This is a genomic window from Streptococcus fryi, from assembly GCF_053206505.1.
The window spans coordinates 79162-103414 of the sequence record NZ_JBRUGW010000003.1; the positions used below are offsets into that span (position 1 = coordinate 79162).

Here is a 24253-nt window from a genome sequence, read left to right on the forward strand (position 1 = left end):
GTTCTCGCGTCTATTGTGAGAGCTTTCTTTTTGTTGGCATGATGAGGATATAGTATAATAGAGATATGACACTACCAAAAGAATTTATAACAAAGTATCGTCATCTTTTGAAAGATGAAGCTGATGCCTTTTTTAAGACATTTGAAGAATTACCTGTTTCAGCATTTCGGTTAAATCCTTTAAAAGCATCTTCCAAAGTTTTTCCTAATCCTATTCCAAAAACTGATTGGGGATATTATGGAAAAGTATCAGGAAAGTCAGTTGATCATGTAACTGGTTTGGTCTACTCACAAGAGCCTTCTGCTCAAATGGTGGCACAAGTAGCTGGGATCGAACAGGGGATGAAGGTTCTCGATTTAGCTGCAGCACCTGGTGGTAAGTCCACCCATGTTCTTTCTTACCTGAATAATACAGGATTATTAGTTAGCAATGAGATTTCAACTAAGCGTAGTAAAATTTTGGTTGAAAACATTGAACGCTTTGGTGCTAGAAACGTTCTCGTGACCAATGAAAATGCAGAACGTTTATCCAAGGTTTTTAAAGACTATTTTGATGTCATTATTTTTGATGGTCCTTGTTCCGGCGAAGGGATGTTTCGTAAAGATCCAGATGCTACTCAATATTGGCATGAGGATTATCCTGAACAATGTGCTCGTTTACAAAAAGAGATTTTACAAGCATCTTTGAGTATGTTGGCTCCAGGAGGTAAACTCATTTATTCGACGTGTACTTGGTCACCCGAGGAAAATGAGGGGGTAGTAAATTGGCTTACCTCAGAAAATCCTCACCTAAAATTAGTCAATATTTCTAAACAAAATGGTATGGTTGAAGGAATTGATATGCCCGAAGCGGCAAGAATGTATCCTCACCATCATCATGGTGAAGGACAGTTTGTTGCTAAATTAGTTGATGAGAGACCCACGGAATTTAAATCAGTAAAATCAGGGAAGTCTAATCTAACAAAAGAACAGGAAAAGTTGTGGTTGGATTTTGCTAAACGCTATTTAAAACTATCATTATATGGACTATTGCAGGTATTTGGCGATCATCTATACCTAGTACCTAGTGGCTTACCTGATTTGAAAAAGATAAAAATTGCTCGTAATGGGTTACATTTGGGAACGTTTAAAAAGAAGCGTTTTGAGCCTAGTTTTGCCTTAGGACTCGCATTAAAGCCAGATGAAGTTTCTCAATCTGTAAATTTATCAGATGATGAGTTTAGGCAATATGTGTCAGGGAATGTTGTCACATTAGCAAAGGAATTGGACAGTGGTTGGTACCAAGTCACAGTACATGGCAATGGCTTAGGTTTTGCAAAAGTTGTTGGACAACAACTGAAAAATTATTTCCCCAAGGGATTACGTTTTTGAATTTTCAGTTTATCTTTATCCCTTAGGAAAGCTTAGAGTAAATAGCTTTTCAAAAGGCTTTAACTATGTTATAGTGAGAATGGAAAGTCTGAAAATCAGTAGGATTTTCCAATTTGAGTTTCAATTTTGAAAGGAACGAAACCATTGAAAAAGAAAAAAATATATCAATTGGCTCTTGTAGCCATCTGTGGTCTGTTGTTAACAGCCTGTGCAAGTTGGATTGACCGTGGTGAGTCGATTACTGCCGTAGGTTCAACGGCTCTCCAGCCTCTAGTAGAAGCTGCTGCTGATGAGTTTGGTAGCACACATCTCGGCAAATCAATCAATGTTCAAGGTGGTGGTTCTGGTACAGGACTATCTCAAGTGCAATCAGGTGCTGTACAAATTGGTAACAGTGATGTTTTTGCTGAGGAAAAAGATGGTATCGATGCTAGTGCCTTGGTTGACCATCAAGTTGCTGTAGCTGGTTTAGCTGTTATTACTAATAAAGAAGTGACAGTAGATAATGTGACGACAGAGCAACTTCAAAAAATTTTCACAGGTGAGTATACTAATTGGAAACAACTAGGTGGTAAAGATTTACCAATTTCAATCATCAACCGTGCTGCAAGCTCAGGCTCAAGAGCCACATTTGACCTTGTAGTTATGGATGGTAAGTCTGCCAAACAAAGCCAAGAACAAGATTCCAATGGTATGGTGAAATCGATTGTTGCTCAAACACCAGGAGCAATTTCTTACCTCGCTTTTGCCTATGTTGATGATTCTGTTAAACAAATAAAATTGAATGGTTTTGAACCAACTGCTGACAATGTTGCTAAAAACAATTGGCCAATTTGGGCTTATGAACACATGTATACTAAAGGTGAACCGACTGCTCTGACTAAAGAATTCTTAGATTATATGATGAGCGATGAGGTACAAGAAGGAATTGTTGTTAGCATGGGCTATATTTCGATTAATCAGATGGAAGTGATTAAAGATGCCAATGGGAATGTTGTGGCTAAGTAAGGAGAGAAGATGAAAAATCAAGAATTAGCTAAAAAATTATTAGCCCCGTCCAAAAATTCTAAATTAGAAACCTTCGGTAAGACGATTACATTTTTCTGTTTAGGACTCATTGTTTTTGTTGTTGCTATGATTCTGTTATTTGTAGCACAAAAAGGTCTGTCGACTTTCTTTGTTGATAAAATCAATCCGATTGACTTTCTTTTTGGGACCACTTGGCAACCTAGTGTCAAAAACGAACTTGGGCAACCTTACCTAGGAGCTCTTCCGATGATTATGGGATCATTCATTGTGACAATCTTATCAGCCTTGATTGCAACTCCTTTTGCGATTGGTGCTGCAGTGTTTATGACTGAGATATCACCTAAATATGGTGCTAAAATTTTGCAACCTGCTATTGAATTGTTAGTTGGTATCCCTTCAGTTGTATATGGTTTTATCGGTTTGCAAGTGGTTGTTCCCTTTGTCCGTTCGATTTTTGGTGGAACTGGTTTTGGTATCTTATCAGGGGTTTTTGTTCTCTTTGTTATGATTTTACCGACAGTGACCTTTATGACGGTTGATAGCTTAAAAGCAGTACCACGTCATTATAAAGAAGCTAGTTTAGCAATGGGGGCAACACGTTGGCAAACGATTTGGCGTGTTATCTTGAATGCGGCGAGACCTGGTATTTTTACAGCTGTTGTCTTTGGAATGGCTCGTGCCTTTGGAGAGGCTTTAGCTATCCAGATGGTGGTAGGTAACTCGGCGGTTATTCCAACATCGCTGACAACACCAGCAGCAACCTTAACCTCTGTGCTAACAATGGGAATTGGTAATACTGTAATGGGAACAGTGCAAAACAATGTCCTCTGGTCGCTTGCTTTGGTTCTGTTAACAATGAGCCTTGCATTCAATACGCTTATCAAATTGATTACGAGAGAGGGTAAGAAAAACTATGCACGCTAAACAAATTAATAAAATCGCAACAGCTATTCTTTACACGATTGCAACGATTATTGTCACTATTTTGGCATCTCTTATCCTTTATATTTTGGTCAGGGGTTTACCTCATATTAGTTGGCAGTTTTTAACGGGGAAATCATCGTCTTATCAAGCAGGTGGTGGTATCGGCATTCAGCTTTATAATTCGTTCTTCTTGCTGATCATCACACTTATCATCTCTGTTCCATTATCTATGGGGGCAGGTATCTACTTATCAGAATATGCGAAAAAAGGACCTGTAACGAATTTTATCAGAACCTGTATTGAAATTCTATCATCTCTTCCATCTGTTGTTGTGGGATTGTTTGGATATTTAATTTTTGTTGTACAGTTTGAATATGGCTTTTCAATTATTTCTGGTGCTTTGGCGCTAACAGTCTTTAACTTACCTATGATGACACGTGGGGTAGAGGATAGTCTACGTACAGTTCATCATACTCAACGTGAAGCTGGTTTAGCCTTAGGCATTTCGCGCTGGGAAACGGTTGTGCATGTGGTTATTCCAGAGGCACTTCCAGGGATTATCACTGGAATTGTATTAGCTTCGGGACGTATCTTCGGAGAAGCAGCAGCCTTGATTTATACAGCAGGACAATCTGCTCCAGCACTAGATTGGTCAAACTGGAATGTCTTAAGCGTAACAAGTCCAATCTCAATTTTCCGTCAGGCTGAGACTTTAGCTGTTCATATTTGGAAGGTTAACAGTGAGGGAACAATTCCTGATGCAACGCAGGTTTCAGCTGGTAGTGCAGCGGTGCTCTTGATTTTTATCTTGATTTTCAACTTCTCAGCACGTAAAATCGGTAAGGTCTTGCACTCAAAATTAACTTCAGCAGCCTAAGTCTGCGATTATAACAAGGAGAAAAAATGGCTGATTATAACTGGAATGAAAGACATATCATTACCTTTCCAGAAGGAAATCTGGCTTTAGAGACCAAAGATTTACATGTTTACTATGGTCAAAAAGAAGCCATAAAAGGCATTGATATGCAATTTGAAAAGAATAAAATTACGGCGCTTATTGGGCCATCAGGCTGTGGCAAATCAACTTTTTTACGCAGCTTGAACCGTATGAATGACACGATTGATATCGCTAAGGTGACAGGGGAAATCCTTTATGAAGGCATCGATGTTAACCATAAAGATATCAATGTTTATGAAATGAGAAAACATATCGGGATGGTTTTCCAACGCCCTAATCCATTTGCGAAATCAATTTATAACAATATCACCTTTGCCCATGAGCGCGCAGGTATTAGAGATAAGAAGGTTCTTGATGAGATTGTTGAGACCTCATTGAAACAAGCAGCACTTTGGGATCAAGTAAAAGATGATTTACACAAGTCAGCTTTTACCTTATCAGGTGGGCAACAACAACGTTTATGTATCGCACGTGCCATCTCTGTCAAACCTGATATTCTTTTAATGGATGAACCCGCTTCTGCGCTTGACCCAATTGCTACTATGCAGTTAGAAGAAACTATGATGGAATTGAAAAAAAACTATACCATCATCATTGTGACACATAACATGCAGCAAGCAGCTCGTGCAAGTGACTACACAGCCTTCTTCTATTTAGGAGATGTGATTGAATACGATAAGACGGTTAATATCTTCCAAAATGCGAAGTGTCAATCAACAAGCGACTATGTATCAGGTCGTTTTGGATAGGAGAAAAGAATGACGAAACCAATTTTAAGTGTCAAGGATTTGTCGCTTTACTATGGTAAGAAAAAAGCCTTAAACAGTGTTAGTATGGATTTTTATCCTAATGAAATTACAGCATTGATTGGACCATCAGGTTCTGGTAAATCAACACTGTTGAAGTCAATTAATCGTATGAATGATTTGAACCCCGAAGCGACATTGACAGGGTCTATTGTTTATAATGACCATAATATTTATAGCCCAAGAACAGATACTGTTGAGTTAAGAAAAGAAATTGGAATGGTATTTCAACAACCTAATCCGTTTCCGATGTCCATCTATGAAAATGTGGTTTATGGGCTACGTTTGAAAGGTATTAAGGATAAGCAGATTCTAGATGAAGCTGTTGAGAAAGCTTTGACAGGAGCATCGATTTGGGATGAGGTTAAAGATCGCTTACATGATTCCGCTGTTGGCTTATCAGGTGGGCAACAACAACGTGTCTGTATCGCTAGGGTTTTAGCGACTAGCCCTAAAATCATTCTGTTGGATGAGCCAACTTCTGCACTTGACCCTATTTCTGCAGGTAAAATTGAAGAAATGCTCTATCACTTGAAAGAAGACTATACTCTCTTGTTAGTGACGCGGTCAATGCAACAAGCATCACGTATTTCGGATAGAACAGGTTTCTTCTTAGATGGAAATCTGATTGAATATAATAGCACTAAAGATATTTTCTTGAACCCACAACATAAGGAAACAGAAGATTATATTTCTGGAAAATTCGGTTAATACCGTTAGCATATCAAGGAGAAAATGAATGTTAAGAACACAATTTGAAAAAGAGTTAGATAAGCTTCACAACCAGTTCTATGCCATGGGAACAGAAGTGCTTGCCCAACTACGTAAAAGCTTGCGTTCCTTTGTCAGTCATGATAGAGAATTAGCAGAAGAGGTCATTGTTGCAGATGAAATTGTTAATGATTATGAAGTCAAATTGGAGAAAAAGTCTCTCGAAATCATTGCCTTGCAACAGCCGGTATCACAAGATTTAAGAACTGTTATTACGGTTTTGAAGGCTAGTAGTGATATTGAACGTATGGGAGATCATGCTGTATCCATTGCAAAAGCAGCTGTTCGTATGAAAGGTGAAGAGCGAATTTTAGCAGTAGAGACAGAGATAAAGGTTATGGGTAAGCTGGTGAAACATATGCTAGAGGAGGCTCTGGATGCCTATATTACCGAAGATGAGCATAAAGCAAGAGAAGTTGCTGCACTCACTCAAGAAATAGAAGGACATTATCACCGTATTCAAGAATTAGCCGTAGATACAATTAAACAAAGTCCTGAAACAATCGTAACTGGTAAAGATTATTTCCAAGTTTTACTCCATTTGAATCGTATCGCAGCTTATGCAACGAACGTTTGTGAGTGGGTGGTTTATTTAAAAACTGGTAAAATCATTGAATTATGATATAATAGAAAGGGTTGTAAGACTCTTTCTTTTTTCATTTTAAGAAGAGCCAAATTTTAATTATAAACCTTAGAATCATGGAGATTTTATGAAAAAAGTAGACCATTTTGTGGAAAAATTTATTCCCGAAAACTATAATCTTTTCCTAGATATCAATCGTAAGGAAAAGACATTCCAAGGTAATGTTGCTATTACTGGTGAAGCATTGACTAATGCTATTTCGTTACATCAAAAAGATTTGACCATCGAATCTGTGCTTTTGGATAATCAAGCAATGTCGTTTACTATGGATGACGAGAATGAAGCGGTTCATATCCTCTTACCTGAAACAGGAAATATGACATTAGTTATCGAGTTCTCAGGTCATATTACTGATAATATGACAGGTATCTACCCATCTTACTATACTGTGGATGGTGTCAAGAAGGAAGTTATTTCAACGCAGTTTGAAAGCCACTTCGCACGTGAAGCATTCCCATCAATAGATGAACCTGAAGCTAAAGCAACCTTTGACCTATCCATCAAATTTGACCAAGAAGATGGTGAGTTGGTCTTGTCAAACATGCCTGAAATCAATGTTGAACGTCGTCAAGAGACAGGTGTTTGGTCATTTGACACGACGCCACGTATGTCATCTTACTTGTTGGCCTTTGGTTTAGGTGATTTGCAAGGTAAAACAGCTAAGACCAAAAATGGTACAGAAGTTGGCGTTTTCTCAACTAAGGCACATGACTTGAAATCTCTTGATTTCGCGCTGGATATTGCTACTCGTGTGATTGATTTCTATGAAGATTACTTTGGCGTGAAATACCCTATTCCATTGTCTTACCACTTGGCTTTACCAGACTTTTCTTCAGGCGCAATGGAAAACTGGGGGCTTGTGACTTACCGTGAAATCTACCTACTTGTTGATGAAAACTCTACGGTATCTAGTCGTCAATCAGTAGCACTTGTTGTGGCGCACGAATTAGCACACCAATGGTTTGGTAACCTTGTAACGATGAAGTGGTGGGATGACCTATGGTTGAATGAGAGCTTTGCCAATATGACAGAATATCTTTCTGTTGATGCGATTGAGCCAACTTGGAACATTATCGAAGAATTCCAGACAACAGGTGTGCCACTTGCCCTCAAACGTGATGCAACGGATGGCGTGCAGTCTGTCCATGTTGAAGTTAACCATCCTGATGAAATCAATACATTATTTGACCCAGCTATCGTTTATGCTAAAGGCAGTCGTCTCATGCATATGCTTCGTCGTTGGTTAGGTGATACGGATTTTGCAGCTGGTTTAAAAACTTACTTTGAAAAACACCAGTATGGTAACACGATTGGTAAAGACTTATGGGAAGCCCTATCAACAACGTCTGGTAAAGATGTTGCTAGCTTCATGGATGCTTGGTTAGAGCAACCAGGATATCCGGTTGTAACAGTCAAAGTTGAAAACAACCAGTTGATTTTAAGTCAAAAACAATTCTTCATTGGTGAACATGAAGACAAGGGACGTTTATGGCAAATCCCACTCAATAGCAATTGGACTGGTTTACCAGACACCTTAACAACTGAAGAATTGGTAATTGATAACTATGATCAATTACTAGTAGCTAATAACAACGAGCCACTACGTTTGAATACGCAAAACACGGCTCATTACATCTCTTATTATCAAGGTGAATTACTGGATAACATCTTGTCAAATTGGGATAACTTGGATAAATTGACTAAGCTTCAAGTTCTCCAAGAACGTCGTTTATTAGCTGAAAGTGGTACGATTTCAAGTGCAGAACTGGTTGATTTGTTACCTTACTTGAAAGACCAATCAACTTACCTTGTTGCCAATGCGACAGCACAAATCCTCAATACGCTTCGCAATATCATTGATGAAGAGTCAGAAGCTGAAGCGGACTTGAAACAGTTGGTTCGTCAATTGTTCAAGGGCAATTATGAACGTTTAGGCTTTATGTCTAAGGATGGTGAATCTGATGAAGATGAAATGGTGCGTCAGTTGACCTTGAGTCTTCTCATTTTTGCAGGTGACGACGATGTTAGTCGTGCAGGTCAAGAGATCTTTAGCCAGTACAAAGATGCTATGGAAACCTTGCCAGCTGCTATCCGTGGCTTGATTTTGGCAAATCAAATTAAGTCTGATGACAGCGTTGAATTAGCTGAAACTTACATTAAAGCTATTCAAGAAACACATGATTCTAACTTCCGTAATCAGCTTGTTTCAGCCTTATCTGATACTAAGAATGAGTCAACCTTATCACTCGTATTGTCAGGCTTGAAAGATAAGGATATTGTGAAGCCTCAAGATTTATCACTATGGTATGTTAATTTCTTATCAAATAACTTTAGCCAAGGTCATATTTGGACTTGGGCACGCGAGAATTGGGATTGGATTAAGTCAGCTCTTGGAGGAGACATGAGCTTTGATAAATTTGTGATCTACCCATCAGCACGTTTTAAAACACAAGAACGTTTAGATGAATTCAAAGCCTTCTTTGAACCACAATTGGATGACATGGCTATCAGCCGTAATATTACAATGGGGATCAAAGAGATTGCAGCTCGCGTTGCTTTGATTGACAAAGAAAAATCTTCTGTTGAACAGGCATTAAAACATGTCGGTGATAAATTATAAGAGTTGTAGATTATATTCGATAGCAACCTCGAATCATTTGAATATGAGTTATTTGACTATTGCTTTAGTGATTTACTAACAGATAGTTCTAATCTAGATAGTTCTAAAATAATGTTTTAAAATGTGTTATGTCTAAAAGTACTAGCCACTAGCTATGTGCAAGTCGCTAGTACTTTTGACACTTTTAGGATTATTGTGCTTTAAAGTATTCATACAGTTGTCAAAAGGTATGACATCTATGAATGTCAAAAGTATTATCAATAATGTCATTTTAATTTTAGCTATCATTTTCTTTGTAATAGGTTATTTTTTGAAAAATTATTTTATCAAAGATGTTATTTTGGTAACTATATTTTTGGCAGTGGTATTTCTAACTTTTTATAAAAAGAAAATCTAGAGTGATGTTTTTATATAGTGTCAAAGCGCTTAAAAGTATATTTACTTTACTGTCTGTTGATAAGCATAGTTGTTAACACTGATAAATGGAGGGGTTAACGGTATTATCATGGAGGATCAGTATGTTAGCGATTCGTTTTGCAGAAGAAAAAGATGCTGAAGCTATTGTTAAGATTTGTTCGGATGCTTGGCGTGAGACATATGCTCATCTCTACTCTGAAACCTATATTTCTAAAATCATCAATGAGTTTTACTCTATTAACCGTGTACGACAAGAGTGCCTTACCTCGACTAAAGAGTGGCATGGTTACATGGTAGCAGAACAAAATGGTGTGGTTGTTGGTTGTATTGGTGGTGCTTGTGACGGGACAACAGGTCTTGTCTATGTGCTATATCTTGCCCCTAACTTAAAACGTCAAGGGATTGGAACTGCTTTACTAAGCTTTCTAACCAACTATCAAAAAGCTACTTACGACATCATTACTCAGGAAGTATATGCAACGACAGGTAATACTATTGCAACTAGCTTCTATGAAAAGCAAGGCTTTGAGTTACTTGGTGTTGAACCTAATTGGTTAGATGATACAGAAGGTACGCAACATCATTATGTCAGAACTGTTTAGTGATTTAACTAACCATTTAGGGTGAAAAAGAAGCCATTTAGGAAAAGAGATACTTCCTAAATGGTTTTTTGCTATACTTATTTTATCAACATCTATCAAAGGGGGAAGGAAAAATGACAACTGATTTCACATTACAAACAAATGCACTAGACTACCTCTCAGCTTTTGATAAAGCTTTTAAAGCGACAAAAGGCAACAGTACTGAAGAAATAAGATTACAAAGCATTATTGATGAGACTATTCGACAAGTTAAATCTTATCATAAGATGACTAATCGTTTTCTCATCACACTAGAAAAATTTTACCAATCTACCAGTTTTATGGTTGGTATCACCAATCTCAAGTTAAGCGATGAGGCTTATCAAGCTTGGCGAGCTTATGACCATTTCCATTATGACAAAGTCAAACCAGAATTACATTTGTTTGGCAATATGATTGGACCAATCTAGGAGAATAACATGACGATTTTATTTAGAGGGAAACCCGTTGAAGTTTGGGAAATTAGTAAAACAAACTCACAACCAGACTGGGTAAAAGAAGCCTTTCAAAAAAATATCATGCGGTGGTTAGATAACCGTGTTTGTATTTTAATGGCCGGATTAAACCCAAGTTTAAAACATAATCTAGCAGTAGGTGTAACAGGTACTATTGGTGGAGGTTTTGCTGGTTATGGAATCTATGTGTGTGGTTATCCTGGAGATATCATCGATTTAACCAATCATAAAGTGGTATCGAAATCTTATTTTAATAAGCACTATCAGGTTTTAGAGGATAAGTAGTAGGAAAATGATTGAAAATCACATCAAAAAGATATTGAAAACGTTGAAACTTCTTGACAAATGAAGGTTTTATAGAGATAATAAGGGTAGGAAAACAGTTTCATAAACAGGAGGTATCCTATGCAAATTATCAAACGTGATGGTCAGATTTCTGATTTTAATCCTGATAAGATTTATCAAGCTATTTTAAAGGCAGCGAGTACCGTTTTTGTTCTGGATGACAACCTTCGTCATGATTTGGCTCAAGTAACCAAGAAAGTTGTTTTGGATTTAGAAGAAGCTCATGCCGAGAGACCAACGATTAGTATGATTCAATCTTTAGTTGAGTATCGCTTGCTTGACGCTGGTTTTATTACTATTGCTGAACACTATATTTCCTATCGTCTACAACGTGATCTTGAGCGTAATGGCTATGGTGATCATATTGCTGTTCACCTTAGATTTGAACAGTTAAAATAGTTCTTGTTCTTTTGTACCTTGATATAGGATATTTTAGAATTTAGTTTAGAGAGAGTAACATGCTAGAGTAGTTTTTAGCAGCGCCTCTCTCTTTTTTTATGATATAATGTTTAATGATCTGTTCTTATGTCAGAGCTATCAGATTAAAAGTATGATTAGTGTGAGAGTAGTTGTGAGTGATTATCAAGAATTTTATGACAAGTTGACGTATCAGATAAAGAAAAGACCTAAAGCCGTTTTATGGATCAACTTGATGAATAATAGTATTACTAGGGTAATTTATATTCTGTATCCTGTTCTTCTTTTATTTGTATGGTGGACAACATATCAAAAAGACGAATCTTTTAGAGTAGCTAACTTAGCTACCTTACCTTATCTCGTTATTCCTGCTATCAGTTTTTTAGGTCTATCCTATATTCGCCAACATCTTAACTACCCTAGACCTTATGAACGGTGGATGATTGAGACTATTATTAGCAAGGAAACAGTGGGTAATTCCATGCCAAGTCGCCACGTTTTTTCAGCAACGATGATTGCAATGTGTGCTCTACATTTAAATCTTTGGCTAGGTGTAATATTGCTTATAATGGCATTTTTATTAGCTGTGTTAAGGGTTATAGGTGGTGTTCATTATCCCCTAGATGTCTTATTTGGTTTTTTCATTGGCGTCTTATCCGGTGTCTTATTTTGGTTATTTTAGTTAGAAAGTAAAAAGTTATGAGTATTTTAGAAGTTAAAAATTTAAGTCATGGTTTTGGTGACAGAGCTATTTTCGAGAATGTTTCGTTCCGTCTTTTAAAGGGTGAGCATATTGGTTTGGTCGGTGCTAACGGTGAAGGGAAATCAACCTTTATGAGTATTGTTACTGGTCAATTACAACCTGATGAAGGCAAGGTGGAGTGGTCCAAATATGTGACAGCTGGCTATTTAGATCAACATGCTGTTCTTGAAGAAGGGCAGACTGTTCGTGATGTTTTACGAACGGCTTTTGATGAGCTTTTTAAGACTGAGGAACGCATCAATGATATCTATATGTCTATGTCAGATGAAGGAGCTGACATAGATGCCCTTATGGAAGAAGTAGGTGAATTACAGGATCGTCTTGAAAGTCGTGATTTTTATACACTTGATGCTAAAATTGACGAGGTGGCTCGTGCCCTTGGTGTGATGGACTATGGTATGGACACTGATGTTACAGCTTTGTCAGGTGGGCAACGCACTAAAATTTTATTGGCGAAACTCTTATTGGAAAAGCCAGATATTCTTCTATTAGATGAGCCGACTAACTATTTAGATGCTGAACACATTGACTGGCTTAAACGTTATTTACAAAACTATGAAAATGCATTTGTTCTCATTTCTCATGATATTCCGTTCTTGAATGATGTTATCAATATCGTGTACCATGTTGAAAATCAACTGTTAACACGGTATTCTGGTGATTATTATCAATTCCAAGAAGTGCATGCCATGAAGCGTGCTCAGCTTGAAGCGGCTTATGAGAGACAGCAAAAAGAAATAGCTGATTTGCAAGATTTCGTTAACCGTAATAAAGCACGTGTAGCTACACGTAATATGGCTATGTCTCGTCAGAAAAAGTTAGACAAGATGGATATTATTGAGTTACAGGCAGAGAAACCAAAACCAAGTTTTGAGTTTAAAGAAGCGCGTACACCGAGTCGTTTTATTTTCCAAGCTAAAGATTTAGAAATTGGTTATAGTCGGGTTCTAACACGTCAACCACTTAATCTGACTTTTGAGCGTAATCAAAAAATCGCAATTGTTGGTGCAAATGGTATTGGAAAATCAACACTTTTAAAGAGTTTACTCGGTATTATTCCAGCCCTTGGTGGTGAAGTCGAACGTGGTGATTATTTAGAATTGGGTTATTTTGAACAAGAGGTTGCAGGTGGTAATCGTCAAACGCCACTCGAAGCTGTATGGGATGCTTTTCCATCTCTGAATCAGGCTGAAGTACGCGCTGCTCTAGCGAGATGTGGTTTGACTTCAAAACATATTGAAAGCCAAATCCAAGTTCTTTCAGGAGGAGAACAAGCCAAAGTACGCTTCTGTCTACTGATGAATAAAGAAAGCAATGTCCTTATTTTAGATGAGCCAACCAATCACCTTGACGTTGATGCTAAAGAGGAATTAAAGAGAGCTTTGAAAGCCTACAAGGGATCAATTTTAATGGTTTGTCATGAACCTGATTTCTATCAAGGTTGGGTAGATGATGTCTGGGATTTTAATCAGTTGACATAAATCACGAAAAATTAATCAAATCACTGTTTGCCATAGTTATGAAAGAACGCCAAAATAGGAAGCATAGAGAGTTATCAAAAAATGTGATATCATAACCAGCTAAATATCACTGAATTTTCTAAAAATTCAGTCGAATTGTTTTCCTTTATGATATAATAATGTTGTTATCACTATTATAATCTATAAGGAAATCATAATATGAAAAAAAGTCAATTTTATCTTTCTGCTATTTTATTATTAATAATTTTTCCTCAGGTTATTTTTCAAATAATGGATTCTCAGATATTGATTGGGTTATCTGATTTGAGCTTTTATTTATTAGATTATGCATTATTTACTTTGGGAGGAATTTTAGGAGTAATTCTTCTTTGGACTAATGGGTTTCGTGACATGTTCAAAATCCAGTTCCAATGGGGTTATTTAGTTTGGTTTGTATTGATATTTATATTAAATACTATATGGGTTTTAGTTATATTTCCAATAGTTTCTAGTCATACTGATAAAGTTCCCTTGGAATTAAATACTTTTGTTTTGATTTTACCGAATATCATTACGCATTTAAAACTATTACATAACTTAATTCTAGCACCTTTTGTAGAAGAAATTTTATGGAGAGGCATTATTTTTTCATTATTTAAGAAATGGGAAAATATTTATCTGGATGTTTTAGCTTCTGGAATTATCTTTTCAATAAATCACTTCATATACTATGGTTGGCAGAATATTGAGTTTATACGTTATTTTATTCCAGGTATTCTTATCGCTAGCTTATTTAGAAAAACCAAATGTATTTATTATCCCATTATTTATCACGTGCTTTGGAATGCGGTTCCTTATCTAATGGGTTGGAAGTAGAGGAATATTATTGTCAATTAAAAAAGTTCCTAGTATCATTTTTAGATACTAGGAACTTTTTAATTCAAGTATTTATCAAAATAATAGTCAAGATAGGTTTTTTCACCTGTAATAATGACCAAGTTACCTTCCATGCCATATTTAAGATCTGTTTTGGTCTGTTGTCGACAGAACTAACCAACTATAGAGCAAAATTAATGACTATCAAACAATTGTTATTACATATTCTTTTGCCTATCTCAGTTGATTATAGTGGCATTAAATGTCTCAACGTTTATGATAAAATTTATTATGAGAGTAAACAGGGTCAAATGTCACATTGATTCCAAGTTTACGCAGCACATTCTTATCTTCTTCAGGAAGGATAACTGTAGAGTGTGCTTCACTTCCTTTGAGGTTTCCAAGTTGTTTCATAGCCTTATCAGCTTCAGGGTTCGTCATTGCAGTAATAGCAAGCGCGATAAGTAACTCTGTTGAATGAAGTCTCGGATTGCGATTGCCTAAATGATTAATTTTTAACTCTTGAATAGGAGTGACATAGGCAGGCTCGATGAGATGTGTTTCTTTATCGATTCCAGCTAAATTTTTGATAGCATTGATAACAACAGCAGCAGAAGGACCAAAGAGGTCAGAGGTCTTACCAGTGACTATATTTCCATTAGGTAATTCAATAGCTATTGCTGGTTGTCCAGTTAACTCAGCCTTTTCACGTGCTGCAACAGTAGCTTTACGATCATTTGGTGAAATACTAAGTTCATTCATCAACAGCTCAATTTTTTTCACGGCATTTTGGCTAACGCGTTCAGCTTTAAAGTCCACTAATGTTTGATAATAACGACGTATAATTTCTTGTTTTGAAGCCTCAATAGCAGCTTCCTCATCAACAATTGAGAAACCAACCATATTAACACCCATATCTGTCGGTGAAGCATAAGGTGATTTGTTTAAGATACGCTCAAATGTTTTATTGAGGACTGGGAATACTTCAATATCTCTGTTATAGTTAACGGCAGTTTTACCGTAAGCTTCTAAGTGGAAAGGGTCAATCATGTTGAGGTCATCAAGGTCAGCCGTAGCAGCTTCATAGGCAAGATTGACAGGGTGATAGAGAGGTAAATTCCAGACAGGGAATGTTTCAAATTTGGCATAACCAGATTTAATACCATTTAGCTGATCATGGTACAGTTGTGAAATACATGTTGCTAATTTACCAGAACCAGGACCAGGTGCTGTCACTACAATCAGGTTACGACTTGTTTGAATATAGTCGTTTTTTCCCATACCTTCTTTAGAAATGATGTGATCAATATCTGTTGGATAGCCCTTAATAGGGTAGTGTAAGTATGATGTAATGCCATATTTTGATAATTGATGACGGAAGGCATCAGCAGCTGGCTGATTATTATATTGTGTAATAACAACAGATCCTACATAAATATCAATGTCGTTAAAGGTATCTATGAGACGGAGAACCTCCTGATCATAAGTAATACCTAAATCGCCACGGGCTTTAGAGTGTTCGATATTATTGGCATTAATGGCTATAACGATTTCAACCTGCTCTTTCAACTCTTGAAGCAGTCTTATCTTATTATCTGGCTCATATCCTGGTAACACACGAGAAGCATGGAAATCTTCTAACATCTTACCTCCAAACTCCATGTAGAGTTTTCCATCGAATTGCTGAATACGCTCAAGGATATGATCACGTTGCAAATCGAGATAACGATTTGAATCAAAAGCTTGTTTCTTCATATTTTTTGACCTCCAGAAACGATTATAATAAAAAAACTAAAAAAAAAAAACTATTTTCTGTAAAAAGTTGCTAACTAAAGTGAATAGTGTCAGAAGGTTGAAATACTTGACGCTCTGTTATGATAAGTTGTCACAGCATGATACTGAGTTTCGAGAGTATGTAGTCAATATCTAAGGTTTTGCTTTAAGTGGTCTAACAACTATTATAAGCCACAATGATATAATAAGCGTTTAATCAGCGACTTTGTTCCTCATTTCAATAGGGACATGGTCGTTGTTTTGTTATTACAAACGTTTGTTATTGTAAAAATAGGTATAGGCATAATTATCATCTACTAACTTCTCAAACGTCTTGTAGGTTCTCAAGTTATAATACTACATTTGAAAGTGGTCAAAGAAGGGCTTGTCAATGCATTTACCAACTCCTGACATATAGCATGTAAGCTGATATTGTTTCCTTACACCTAAGTTAATCGTATAGTCTTTCTGACAATTAGCCACGACAAGTGGATTTATCATTATGCCCACTGACTTGGTAGGCTGGAATAGAAGCATCACAAAGGTTTTTAATAACACTTTAATAAGCTTTACAGCCTCCAATATTGAAAGAAGATTATAGCTGTAAACCGTTTCTGATTAGGTACTTGAGCTATAAAATATTCTCTTCAAAATTTACAAAGATGGTCGTTGTACAGTAGCCTCTTAATTTCCTTCTTGTTAATGTTCATCTACTGATTTTGGCCTTCTTTTAGACATACAAAAACTCCCCATATAATTTCTAGTGACTGTTGTATTTTTCACTGTTGGCTATAAGGAGAGTTTATCAAAATGGCACCTGCTTTTTTGTTAAATATTATCATAATAGATTTCTAATGACGATGCTTGGAGCTGTAAACATTGTAGTTACTATTGATTAATTTTCAGAATCATAAGCAACCCATTCAATTTCTTTTCTTTCGGCAGATGTGAGAAGCTCAGAACCTGGGAAACTTTCTGAAATAATGGTTCTGTATTGTTTTAAATTATTGATTTTAAAGAAACCAGTTTTGTTAAACTTGGAGCTATCAATTAACAGTATTGTTTCTCTCGCATTGTCGATAATATTTTTCTTAGCTTGAGCTTGACTGAAGGAGGCTTCGTATACAAATTCCTTATCAATTCCTCGAGCTGAACAAAACGCAAGATCTATACTAAAATGTCCTAATAAACTATTATCATTGCCATGATTAACAACTGAAGCAGAGTGATGTTTGACTTCCCCACCTGTAATAAAGATTTTCATTGTTGGATTAGCTAGGTCTGAAAGAACTTGAGCGGTATGTAATCCATTTGTGAAAATAATGAGGTTATCAATATCAGATAAATAAGGACATAACTCAAAAACAGTTGTACTAGAGTCTAAAAAAATACACATACCAGGTCCAATAAAATCTTTGGCTAATTCTGCAATAATTTTTTTGGCTTCACGATTTTCAGTTTCTCGAATACTATGAGCCAGTTCTACAGTATTCATTGCATTTAGAATGACTTCACCATGTTTGCGTTTAAGTACCCCAAGCTCTTCAAGATAAATTAAGTCTCTTCGTAAAGTAGAAGGAGTAGAAAAAGTTAATTTTTCAAGTTGCTTAATTTTAATTCTTTTCTTTGCATGAATAATTTCTCGTAGTTCATTTAAACGTTCAATCCTTGACATATCAGGCCTCCTTAATTTTATAATAACAAAAAAATGAAGAAAAATGAATGAATTATTTAGTTTTTTTGAAAAAAATTCATTTTACTCTCCACATATTGTAATGATAAAAATGAAGTAGTACAATAAAAATATGAAAACGTTATCAAAAAGCATTGGAGGTGAGATAATGACTTCGGTTTTGGCGATTGACCTTGGAGCAACATCGGGTCGTTCGGTTGTCTATTCCTTAGAAAATGGTAAAGTGACCTCGTCAGAAATATTGCGATTTGATACAAAAACGATAACCTATCGTGGTCATCTTTGCTGGGATATTAAAAGCATTTTTAAACATATCGAACAGAGCATTGAACAGGCAAAACTGACTTATGCCATTCAATCTATAGGTATCGATACTTGGGGAGTTGATTTTGCACAATTAGATAGTAGTGGCTCATTGATTACTTTACCTGTCACATACCGTGATGATAGAACGAAAGATGTTCTATCCAAGATTGCTAGGTATTCGACACTGACTGATTTGTACTACAAGACTGGTAATCAATTGATGCCAATCAATACTTTATTTCAACTTATTGTTGCTAAGGAAACAGAACCTGAATTTTATTTTAAAACGGCTAAGATTGTGATGTTATCAGATTACTTTAATTACTTATTGTCGGGTAATCTTGCCATTGAAAGAACAATAGCTTCAACCATGCAGATGTTAAATCCACTGACAAAGGAGTGGAATAAGGAAATTTTATCTATCTTTGAAATTTCAGATTTATTATTGCCAGATCTTGTGGATGAGGGGAATACTCTTGGTGAAACTTCTGATGGTTTAAAAGTGATCAATATTTGCCAGCATGATACGGCAAGTGCTGTTGCAACTATTCCTAAATTAGAGGATAAAACGCTCTACATCTCTTGTGGAACGTGGTCGTTGATAGGCACGGAGTTAGATTATCCAATACTGACCGATAAAGCATTGACTTATAATTTTACAAACGAAATCGGTCATAGTCGAACGACGCGTTTTTTAAAAAATTGTACAGGACTTTGGATCGTGGAAGAATTGAGAAGACATTACAAAGAACTTGGTCAAGAGTTTGGCTTTGATGATATTCGTCAAATGATAGAATCCGTTACAGAGGATGTTCCTATTATAGATACGGATAATCAGCTTTTTGCAGAGCCAGGACAGATGATTGACAAGATTAAGACCTACCTTCTTGAACAAGGCTATCTGAAATTCGAATCTCCCGGACAATTGTTTAAGATTGCTTACCACAGTTTAGCTTATAAGTATAGAGAGGTGATAGATCAACTTGAAGAAATCATTGATTATGACTTTACTTACTTAAATTTGATAGGTGGTGGGTCTAAATCAAGTTACTTTTCTCAATTGGTAGCTGATATTACTGGAAAGACAGTTGTGACTGGACTAGATGAGGCGACTTCTCTTGGAAATGCCTTAGTACAATTTAAAGCTTTGGGTGATATCAAGGATATGACAGAGGCAAAAGAAATTGTCAAACAATCAGTAGATTTTAAATACTTTTATTCAAAAAAGGAGGATGTCAGAGATGACACATTATCCTAAGATTGGTATTCGTCCAACCATCGATGGACGACAAGGTGGCGTTCGTGAATCCTTAGAAGAAAAGACCATGCAGATGGCTTTGGCTGCTAAGGAGTTGATTGAAAGCAACTTACGTTATGCTGATGGGACACCAGTTCAATGTGTGGTGGCTAGTCGCACAATTGGTGGTCAAGGTGATGCTGGTGTCGTCTATAATGAGTTTGAGACACAAAATGTCATTGGAACCTTATCTGTTACACCAAGTTGGTGCTACGGAACAGAAACTATGGATATGGATCCTCATACTATCAAGGCTATATGGGGCTTTAATGGAACTGAGCGACCAGGTGCTGTTTATTTAGCAGCGGCAATGAGTGGTTATGCCCAAAAAGGTTATCCAGCTTTTAAAATCTATGGCCATGATGTTCAGGATTTGGATGATAACAGCATTCCAGATGATGTTGCCGAAAAGATTTTACGTTTTGCCAAGGGTGTTATCGCTGTTGGTCAAATGAAAGGAAAGTCCTATGTCAATATCGGGGCATCTTCTATGGGGATTGCAGGTTCACAAGTAACCAGTAGCTTCTTTGAAGATTATCTTGGGATGTTTGTCGAATTTGTTGATATGACGGAAATTCTTCGTCGTATGCAGCTAGAGATTTATGATAAAGAAGAATACGAGAGAGCACTTGCTTGGATTAAGGCTAATTGTAAAGAGGGAATTGATATCAATGCTGGTAAAGATTTCCCTGATGTTATTACAAAATCGAAGGTTATTCCTGCTGATAAAGATTGGGAATTCATCGCCAAGCAGACATTGATTATTAGGGATATTCTTTTTGGTAATCCTAAATTGGCTGACATCGGATGGGAAGAGGAAGCACGTGGTAGAAATGCCATATCAGGTGGTTTCCAAGGTCAACGTCAATGGACAGACTGGTTACCAAATGGTGATTTTGCTGAAGCGATTTTAGCTTCAACCTTTGACTGGAATGGACCAAGACCCGTGACAGCTTTTGCAACAGAGAATGATACGTTGAATGCAACCGCCATGCTATTTGGAACCCTCCTTACCAATAAGGCTCCAATTTTTTCAGATGTTAGAACTTATTGGAGCCCAGAGGCGGTTAAACGTGTTACTGGAAAAGAACTGACAGGTAAAGCCAAAGATGGCATTCTGCATTTGATTAACTCAGGAGCTTCAGCTTTGGATGGCAGTGCTGCAGCTCGTGATGAGAATGGTCAACCAACAATGAAAGAATTTTGGAATATGACTGAAGCAGATATCAAAGCTTGTTTAGAAGCTACTGATTGGTGTCGTGCGAACTATGAATACTTCCGCGGAGGAGGTTTCTCATCTCATTTCAAGACAAAAGGTGAATTGCCTGTGACATTGATTCGTGTCAATCTTGTTAAAGGCGTTGGACCAAGTTTGCAAATTGCAGAAGGCTACACTTGTCCATTAGAGGATGAAGTTCATCAGATCTTAGATGAGCGTACAGATAAAACATGGCCGACGACATGGTTTGCACCAAATCTTGGTGAAGAAGGGTTTGAAACTGTCTATGATGTGATGAACCATTGGGGTTCAAACCACGGTGCATTTGTACATGGTCACATTGGTGCCGAGGTGATCACATTGGCAAGTATGTTACGGATTCCTGTTGCCTTGCACAATGTGCCTAGAGAGCGTATCTTCCGTCCAGCTATTTTTGACGGTGTTGGTACAAAAGATTTAGAAGCAGCAGACTTTAAGATGTGTGATGTCTTAGGGCCATTATATAGTAAATAAGGGGTATAAAATATGTTAATGGAAAATGAACGAAAGGAACTGATCGCCTACGGTAAAAAATTAGTATCAGAAGGATTTACAAAAGGTACTGGTGGTAATTTGAGTGTCTTTGACCGAACAAATGGTTATATGGCTATAACACCTTCAGGGATTGACTTTTTTGAGATACGTGAAGAAGATATTGTCATCATGGACTTAGAAGGGAATATTATTGAGGGTGATAAGTTACCGTCTAGTGAATGGAATATGCACCTTATCCAATATAAGCAACGCGATGATATTGATGCAGTGATTCATGCCCATACAACCTATGGAACGGTCTTAGCTTGTTTACGCCAACCGCTTCCGGCGAGCCATTATATGATTGCGGTGGCAGGCAAAGATGTCAAAGTGGCTGAGTATGCTTCTTATGGGACTAAAGAATTAGCTATGAATGCTGCCAAAGCAATGGAAAATCGTCGAGCCGTTTTTCTTGCCAATCATGGTATTTTAGCTGGTGCACAAGACCTTCTAAATGCTTACAATATTATTGAAGAAGTTGAATACTGTGCTAAAATCTATTGTGTTGCCAAGAGCATGGGAGAACCAGTCATCCTCCCAGATGAAGAAATGGAACTGATGGCTGAACGCTTTAAAACTTATGGACAAAGACAAACAACAAAATAAAGGAGGAATTTGTCATGAAGAAAAATTTATTAAAATGTGGAATGGTATGTTTAATTGCATCAACTTTATTGGCTGCTTGTGGTTCTGGAAATGATAAGGAACAAAAGTCAGCTGCAGCTGGTGATGATACTGTTTTAGAATTTTATCATGGTTATCATCACGCAGAAGATGAATGGCCAGCAGCTCAAGTTATGCGTGACTTATATGATACCTTTGCCAAAGAACATGCAGGTGGTAAAGTTGAATTTAAAGCTATCCCAGTGACTGGCGCATTAACTGATACAATGAATAATAAAGTAGCTAGTGGAGAATTTCCAGATTTAATCGACTTGGCGGGTAATGATGTATCACTTGCTGCTATTGAACAAAGCTTAGTTCTTGATTTAAAACCATATATTGATGAGAATGGGCTTGAAAAAAATGTGGGCTTGAATTATACACAAAATAATGTTAACGGAAAAATCTACACCGTTCATGATCAATTGCTGACATTAGGGCTTTGGTATAATGCTGATGTCTTTAGTAAAGCTGGAGCCAAGACACCAGATCAGTGGGAAAAATGGAGTGATTTTACGGATGCCATGGCATTAGTTAGAAAACAAGAAGGTGTTTATGCCTTTGGAGCTGGTGAGCCAGCGATTCGTCTCTTTAATACTGTTTTAGGATCATCAGAAAAAGGTAAAAAATTATTAGAAGGACCACTAACTGCTGAAGGAATTGATTCTAAAGAATTTGCTGAAGCTCTAAAATTAGTTATGACAGAAGTACAGGCAAATGGTTCAGCTAATGCAGGCGGCGACGCCAACGTTTACTCAACCGATTTTACTGATAATAAATCAGGTGTATTCTTTAACGGTGTTTGGGCAGCTGGAGGCTTGAAAGATAATGCTGCGTTAAAACCAGGACTTTATGCAGGTAATGTTGCGATCAGTTCTGCTGGAGGAGGTTTAACCATTTCAAGTAAACTTTCTGAAGAGGAAGAGAAATTAGCTCTTGAGTTTGTTAAATACATGACTAGTGATGAGGTTCAAAAGACTATTTTTGAAAAAGTTGGTGCCAACCCAGCGAGTCAAGCTATTGATACAGGAGATATTGCAAAAGGTTCGGATGATGCTACTGTGAAGTTATTAGGTGAAGCGACTTCTATGGCTAACAATGCCAAAGTGACAGTACCGACAGTTGTTTCTGCTTGGGGTGGTGATGTTCGTACTGCAATTATTAACGCTTTAACAGAAAGTGCAGCAGATGGCGTAGACATTGATCAAAAAGTAAAAGAAACACAAGACATATTGAAGGCCCTTATCGGCTAATATTATGGGGCTAAGGAGTTTTTCCTTAGTCCTTTTATTTAGAAAGTGAGTAATAGTATGGCAATGAAAACCATGACCTTAAAAAACAGAAAGACACAAAAGCAAAGGTTTATCTTCTTATTTCTTTTACCAACTTTAATTTGTTTCTTCTTGTTTTATTTTTATTCTGTGGTGACGATTTTCGCCACTTCTTTTACCAAGTGGGATTATACCAACCTGACTAAACCAGAATTTTTAGGTTTTGGCAATTTATTTGCCAACTACAAGTATATCTTTAAGGAGTATCCTTTCTTCTTAGAAGCTTTAAAAAATTCGTTAACTTGGGCAGCTATTGGTGTTCTCGTACAGGTACCACTTGCATTATCAGTAGCAATAGCCTTATCCAAAAAATTAACAGGTTGGAAGATATCACGCAATTTGTATATCATACCTAGTATTATCTCAAGTGCAGCAATGGGTTTAATCTTTTTACAAATCTATAACCCTAATTATGGTGTTGTAAATCAAGTCATCAGATTCTTTAATCCGGATTTCTCAGGTGCCATTCTTTTAACACCAGGAATCAATATTATAGCAATGACGTGTGCTTATATTTTCTTTGCTGGAACATCAACAATCATGATTTTGGGGCAGATTTTCGCCATACCTCAAGAAATTAGTGAAGCTGCTATTTTAGATAATATTACAGGTTGGAGAAGAGAGTGGTACATTACTATTCCAATGATCAAAGAAACCTTAAAAACAGTTTCCATCATGGCTGCTACATCAGGATTCTTGCTCTATAATGAAGTATTCTTTTTAACAAATGGTGCTGCTGGTACAAAAAGTATCAGTTTCATTATTAGAGAGTTAGCTGTTTCAAGTTCGAGAACACAATATGCTAGAGCTAATACGATTGGTGTTATTCAAATTTTAGGTGGTATGTTGATTATCGTTTGTATCAACCTGATTTTCAGAGAAAGTAAAGGAAGAAAGTGAGTA

Annotated in this window: 22 protein-coding genes; 20 read left to right on the top strand and 2 right to left on the bottom strand. The window is 36.8% G+C overall.

Features of this window, described 5'->3' with window-relative positions; all coding sequences use genetic code 11:
- The first annotated feature begins 65 nt into the window (after nucleotides 1–65).
- The 15 genes from ACVRZH_RS01860 (at nucleotide 66) to ACVRZH_RS01930 (ending at nucleotide 14495) form a co-directional block, all read left to right on the top strand.
- Nucleotides 66–1370, top strand: a complete 1305-nt coding sequence (locus ACVRZH_RS01860; protein WP_447453625.1) for an RsmF rRNA methyltransferase first C-terminal domain-containing protein — start codon at nucleotides 66–68, stop codon at nucleotides 1368–1370.
- Between the two features lie 144 nt (nucleotides 1371–1514).
- Nucleotides 1515–2378 carry a phosphate ABC transporter substrate-binding protein PstS family protein gene (locus ACVRZH_RS01865; RefSeq protein WP_447453626.1) on the top strand — a complete coding sequence of 288 codons (864 nt, stop codon included), beginning with the start codon at nucleotides 1515–1517 and terminating at the stop codon, nucleotides 2376–2378.
- A gap of 9 nt (nucleotides 2379–2387) precedes the next feature.
- Complete coding sequence (gene pstC, locus ACVRZH_RS01870) at nucleotides 2388–3323, top strand: phosphate ABC transporter permease subunit PstC (protein ID WP_447453627.1); 936 nt, start codon at nucleotides 2388–2390, stop codon at nucleotides 3321–3323.
- Nucleotides 3313–4200: a phosphate ABC transporter permease PstA gene (gene pstA, locus ACVRZH_RS01875; protein ID WP_447453628.1), complete on the top strand. Its 888-nt coding sequence runs from the start codon at nucleotides 3313–3315 to the stop codon at nucleotides 4198–4200. Before pstC ends, pstA begins: the two co-directional genes overlap by 11 nt.
- Nucleotides 4201–4226: 26 nt before the next feature.
- Nucleotides 4227–5030 (top strand): phosphate ABC transporter ATP-binding protein PstB, encoded by an 804-nt coding sequence (gene pstB, locus ACVRZH_RS01880; RefSeq protein WP_447453629.1) that lies wholly within the window; start codon nucleotides 4227–4229, stop codon nucleotides 5028–5030.
- 9 nt (nucleotides 5031–5039) lie between these two features.
- Nucleotides 5040–5798, top strand: coding sequence for a phosphate ABC transporter ATP-binding protein PstB (gene pstB / locus ACVRZH_RS01885; protein ID WP_447453630.1), 759 nt, complete (start codon nucleotides 5040–5042; stop codon nucleotides 5796–5798).
- Nucleotides 5799–5826: 28 nt separating this feature from the next.
- The gene (phoU, locus tag ACVRZH_RS01890) at nucleotides 5827–6480 is read left to right on the top strand and encodes a phosphate signaling complex protein PhoU (RefSeq protein WP_447453631.1); all 654 of its coding nucleotides are present in this window, start codon (nucleotides 5827–5829) and stop codon (nucleotides 6478–6480) included.
- Between the two features lie 88 nt (nucleotides 6481–6568).
- Nucleotides 6569–9121 (top strand): M1 family metallopeptidase, encoded by a 2553-nt coding sequence (locus tag ACVRZH_RS01895; protein ID WP_447453632.1) that lies wholly within the window; start codon nucleotides 6569–6571, stop codon nucleotides 9119–9121.
- A gap of 518 nt (nucleotides 9122–9639) precedes the next feature.
- A complete protein-coding gene (locus tag ACVRZH_RS01900) occupies nucleotides 9640–10140 on the top strand; it encodes a GNAT family N-acetyltransferase (RefSeq protein WP_447453633.1) in 501 nt (166 codons plus the stop codon).
- Between the two features lie 113 nt (nucleotides 10141–10253).
- Nucleotides 10254–10589 carry a helicase BlpT gene (locus ACVRZH_RS01905; RefSeq protein WP_447453634.1) on the top strand — a complete coding sequence of 112 codons (336 nt, stop codon included), beginning with the start codon at nucleotides 10254–10256 and terminating at the stop codon, nucleotides 10587–10589.
- A gap of 9 nt (nucleotides 10590–10598) precedes the next feature.
- On the top strand, nucleotides 10599–10919 hold the full coding sequence (locus tag ACVRZH_RS01910; RefSeq protein WP_447453635.1) for a hypothetical protein: 321 nt from the start codon (nucleotides 10599–10601) through the stop codon (nucleotides 10917–10919).
- Nucleotides 10920–11039: 120 nt separating this feature from the next.
- Nucleotides 11040–11378 carry an ATP cone domain-containing protein gene (locus ACVRZH_RS01915; protein WP_447453636.1) on the top strand — a complete coding sequence of 113 codons (339 nt, stop codon included), beginning with the start codon at nucleotides 11040–11042 and terminating at the stop codon, nucleotides 11376–11378.
- 151 nt (nucleotides 11379–11529) lie between these two features.
- Entirely contained in the window at nucleotides 11530–12078 is a 549-nt protein-coding gene (locus ACVRZH_RS01920; RefSeq protein ID WP_447453637.1) for a phosphatase PAP2 family protein, read from the top strand.
- Between the two features lie 17 nt (nucleotides 12079–12095).
- Nucleotides 12096–13640, top strand: a complete 1545-nt coding sequence (locus ACVRZH_RS01925; protein WP_447453638.1) for an ABC-F family ATP-binding cassette domain-containing protein — start codon at nucleotides 12096–12098, stop codon at nucleotides 13638–13640.
- Nucleotides 13641–13838: 198 nt separating this feature from the next.
- A complete protein-coding gene (locus ACVRZH_RS01930; RefSeq protein ID WP_447453639.1) occupies nucleotides 13839–14495 on the top strand; it encodes a CPBP family intramembrane glutamic endopeptidase in 657 nt (218 codons plus the stop codon).
- A 267-nt stretch (nucleotides 14496–14762) separates the two neighbouring features.
- Here the strand turns inward: ACVRZH_RS01930 and ACVRZH_RS01935 are convergent, their stop codons facing one another.
- Together ACVRZH_RS01935 and ACVRZH_RS01940 are read right to left on the bottom strand one after the other, a co-directional pair.
- Nucleotides 14763–16250: a DUF1846 domain-containing protein gene (locus ACVRZH_RS01935; protein ID WP_447453640.1), complete on the bottom strand. Its 1488-nt coding sequence runs from the start codon at nucleotides 16248–16250 to the stop codon at nucleotides 14763–14765.
- Between the two features lie 913 nt (nucleotides 16251–17163).
- Nucleotides 17164–17943 carry a DeoR/GlpR family DNA-binding transcription regulator gene (locus tag ACVRZH_RS01940; RefSeq protein ID WP_447453641.1) on the bottom strand — a complete coding sequence of 260 codons (780 nt, stop codon included), beginning with the start codon at nucleotides 17941–17943 and terminating at the stop codon, nucleotides 17164–17166.
- A gap of 166 nt (nucleotides 17944–18109) precedes the next feature.
- Between ACVRZH_RS01940 and ACVRZH_RS01945 the strand changes: the two genes are divergently transcribed.
- From ACVRZH_RS01945 to ACVRZH_RS01965, 5 genes are read left to right on the top strand one after another with little or no spacing between them, the layout of a single operon-like run.
- Entirely contained in the window at nucleotides 18110–19525 is a 1416-nt protein-coding gene (locus tag ACVRZH_RS01945) for a rhamnulokinase (RefSeq protein ID WP_447453642.1), read from the top strand.
- The gene (locus ACVRZH_RS01950; protein WP_447453643.1) at nucleotides 19509–21296 is read left to right on the top strand and encodes an L-fucose isomerase; all 1788 of its coding nucleotides are present in this window, start codon (nucleotides 19509–19511) and stop codon (nucleotides 21294–21296) included. Before ACVRZH_RS01945 ends, ACVRZH_RS01950 begins: the two co-directional genes overlap by 17 nt.
- A 12-nt stretch (nucleotides 21297–21308) precedes the next feature.
- The gene (locus ACVRZH_RS01955) at nucleotides 21309–21962 is read left to right on the top strand and encodes an L-fuculose-phosphate aldolase (RefSeq protein WP_447453644.1); all 654 of its coding nucleotides are present in this window, start codon (nucleotides 21309–21311) and stop codon (nucleotides 21960–21962) included.
- 14 nt (nucleotides 21963–21976) lie between these two features.
- Nucleotides 21977–23272, top strand: a complete 1296-nt coding sequence (locus tag ACVRZH_RS01960) for an ABC transporter substrate-binding protein (RefSeq protein WP_447453645.1) — start codon at nucleotides 21977–21979, stop codon at nucleotides 23270–23272.
- Nucleotides 23273–23329: 57 nt separating this feature from the next.
- Nucleotides 23330–24250, top strand: a complete 921-nt coding sequence (locus ACVRZH_RS01965) for a carbohydrate ABC transporter permease (RefSeq protein WP_447453646.1) — start codon at nucleotides 23330–23332, stop codon at nucleotides 24248–24250.
- Nucleotides 24251–24253: the final 3 nt, after the last annotated feature.

Bases quoted from the DNA above. Each gene is read 5' to 3' on its own strand.
- ACVRZH_RS01910 (WP_447453635.1), top strand. From the start codon at position 10,599: ATGACGATTTTATTTAGAGGGAAACCCGTTGAAGTTTGGGAAATTAGT.
- ACVRZH_RS01965 (WP_447453646.1), top strand. From the start codon at position 23,330: ATGGCAATGAAAACCATGACCTTAAAAAACAGAAAGACACAAAAGCAA.
- ACVRZH_RS01930 (WP_447453639.1), top strand. From the start codon at position 13,839: ATGAAAAAAAGTCAATTTTATCTTTCTGCTATTTTATTATTAATAATT.
- ACVRZH_RS01895 (WP_447453632.1), top strand. From the start codon at position 6,569: ATGAAAAAAGTAGACCATTTTGTGGAAAAATTTATTCCCGAAAACTAT.
- ACVRZH_RS01905 (WP_447453634.1), top strand. From the start codon at position 10,254: ATGACAACTGATTTCACATTACAAACAAATGCACTAGACTACCTCTCA.
- pstA (WP_447453628.1), top strand. From the start codon at position 3,313: ATGCACGCTAAACAAATTAATAAAATCGCAACAGCTATTCTTTACACG.
- ACVRZH_RS01945 (WP_447453642.1), top strand. From the start codon at position 18,110: ATGACTTCGGTTTTGGCGATTGACCTTGGAGCAACATCGGGTCGTTCG.
- phoU (WP_447453631.1), top strand. From the start codon at position 5,827: ATGTTAAGAACACAATTTGAAAAAGAGTTAGATAAGCTTCACAACCAG.
- pstC (WP_447453627.1), top strand. From the start codon at position 2,388: ATGAAAAATCAAGAATTAGCTAAAAAATTATTAGCCCCGTCCAAAAAT.
- ACVRZH_RS01925 (WP_447453638.1), top strand. From the start codon at position 12,096: ATGAGTATTTTAGAAGTTAAAAATTTAAGTCATGGTTTTGGTGACAGA.
- ACVRZH_RS01960 (WP_447453645.1), top strand. From the start codon at position 21,977: ATGAAGAAAAATTTATTAAAATGTGGAATGGTATGTTTAATTGCATCA.
- ACVRZH_RS01915 (WP_447453636.1), top strand. From the start codon at position 11,040: ATGCAAATTATCAAACGTGATGGTCAGATTTCTGATTTTAATCCTGAT.
- ACVRZH_RS01935 (WP_447453640.1), bottom strand. From the start codon at position 16,250: ATGAAGAAACAAGCTTTTGATTCAAATCGTTATCTCGATTTGCAACGT.
- ACVRZH_RS01950 (WP_447453643.1), top strand. From the start codon at position 19,509: ATGACACATTATCCTAAGATTGGTATTCGTCCAACCATCGATGGACGA.
- ACVRZH_RS01940 (WP_447453641.1), bottom strand. From the start codon at position 17,943: ATGTCAAGGATTGAACGTTTAAATGAACTACGAGAAATTATTCATGCA.
- pstB (WP_447453630.1), top strand. From the start codon at position 5,040: ATGACGAAACCAATTTTAAGTGTCAAGGATTTGTCGCTTTACTATGGT.
- ACVRZH_RS01955 (WP_447453644.1), top strand. From the start codon at position 21,309: ATGTTAATGGAAAATGAACGAAAGGAACTGATCGCCTACGGTAAAAAA.
- ACVRZH_RS01900 (WP_447453633.1), top strand. From the start codon at position 9,640: ATGTTAGCGATTCGTTTTGCAGAAGAAAAAGATGCTGAAGCTATTGTT.
- ACVRZH_RS01860 (WP_447453625.1), top strand. From the start codon at position 66: ATGACACTACCAAAAGAATTTATAACAAAGTATCGTCATCTTTTGAAA.
- ACVRZH_RS01920 (WP_447453637.1), top strand. From the start codon at position 11,530: ATGATTAGTGTGAGAGTAGTTGTGAGTGATTATCAAGAATTTTATGAC.
- pstB (WP_447453629.1), top strand. From the start codon at position 4,227: ATGGCTGATTATAACTGGAATGAAAGACATATCATTACCTTTCCAGAA.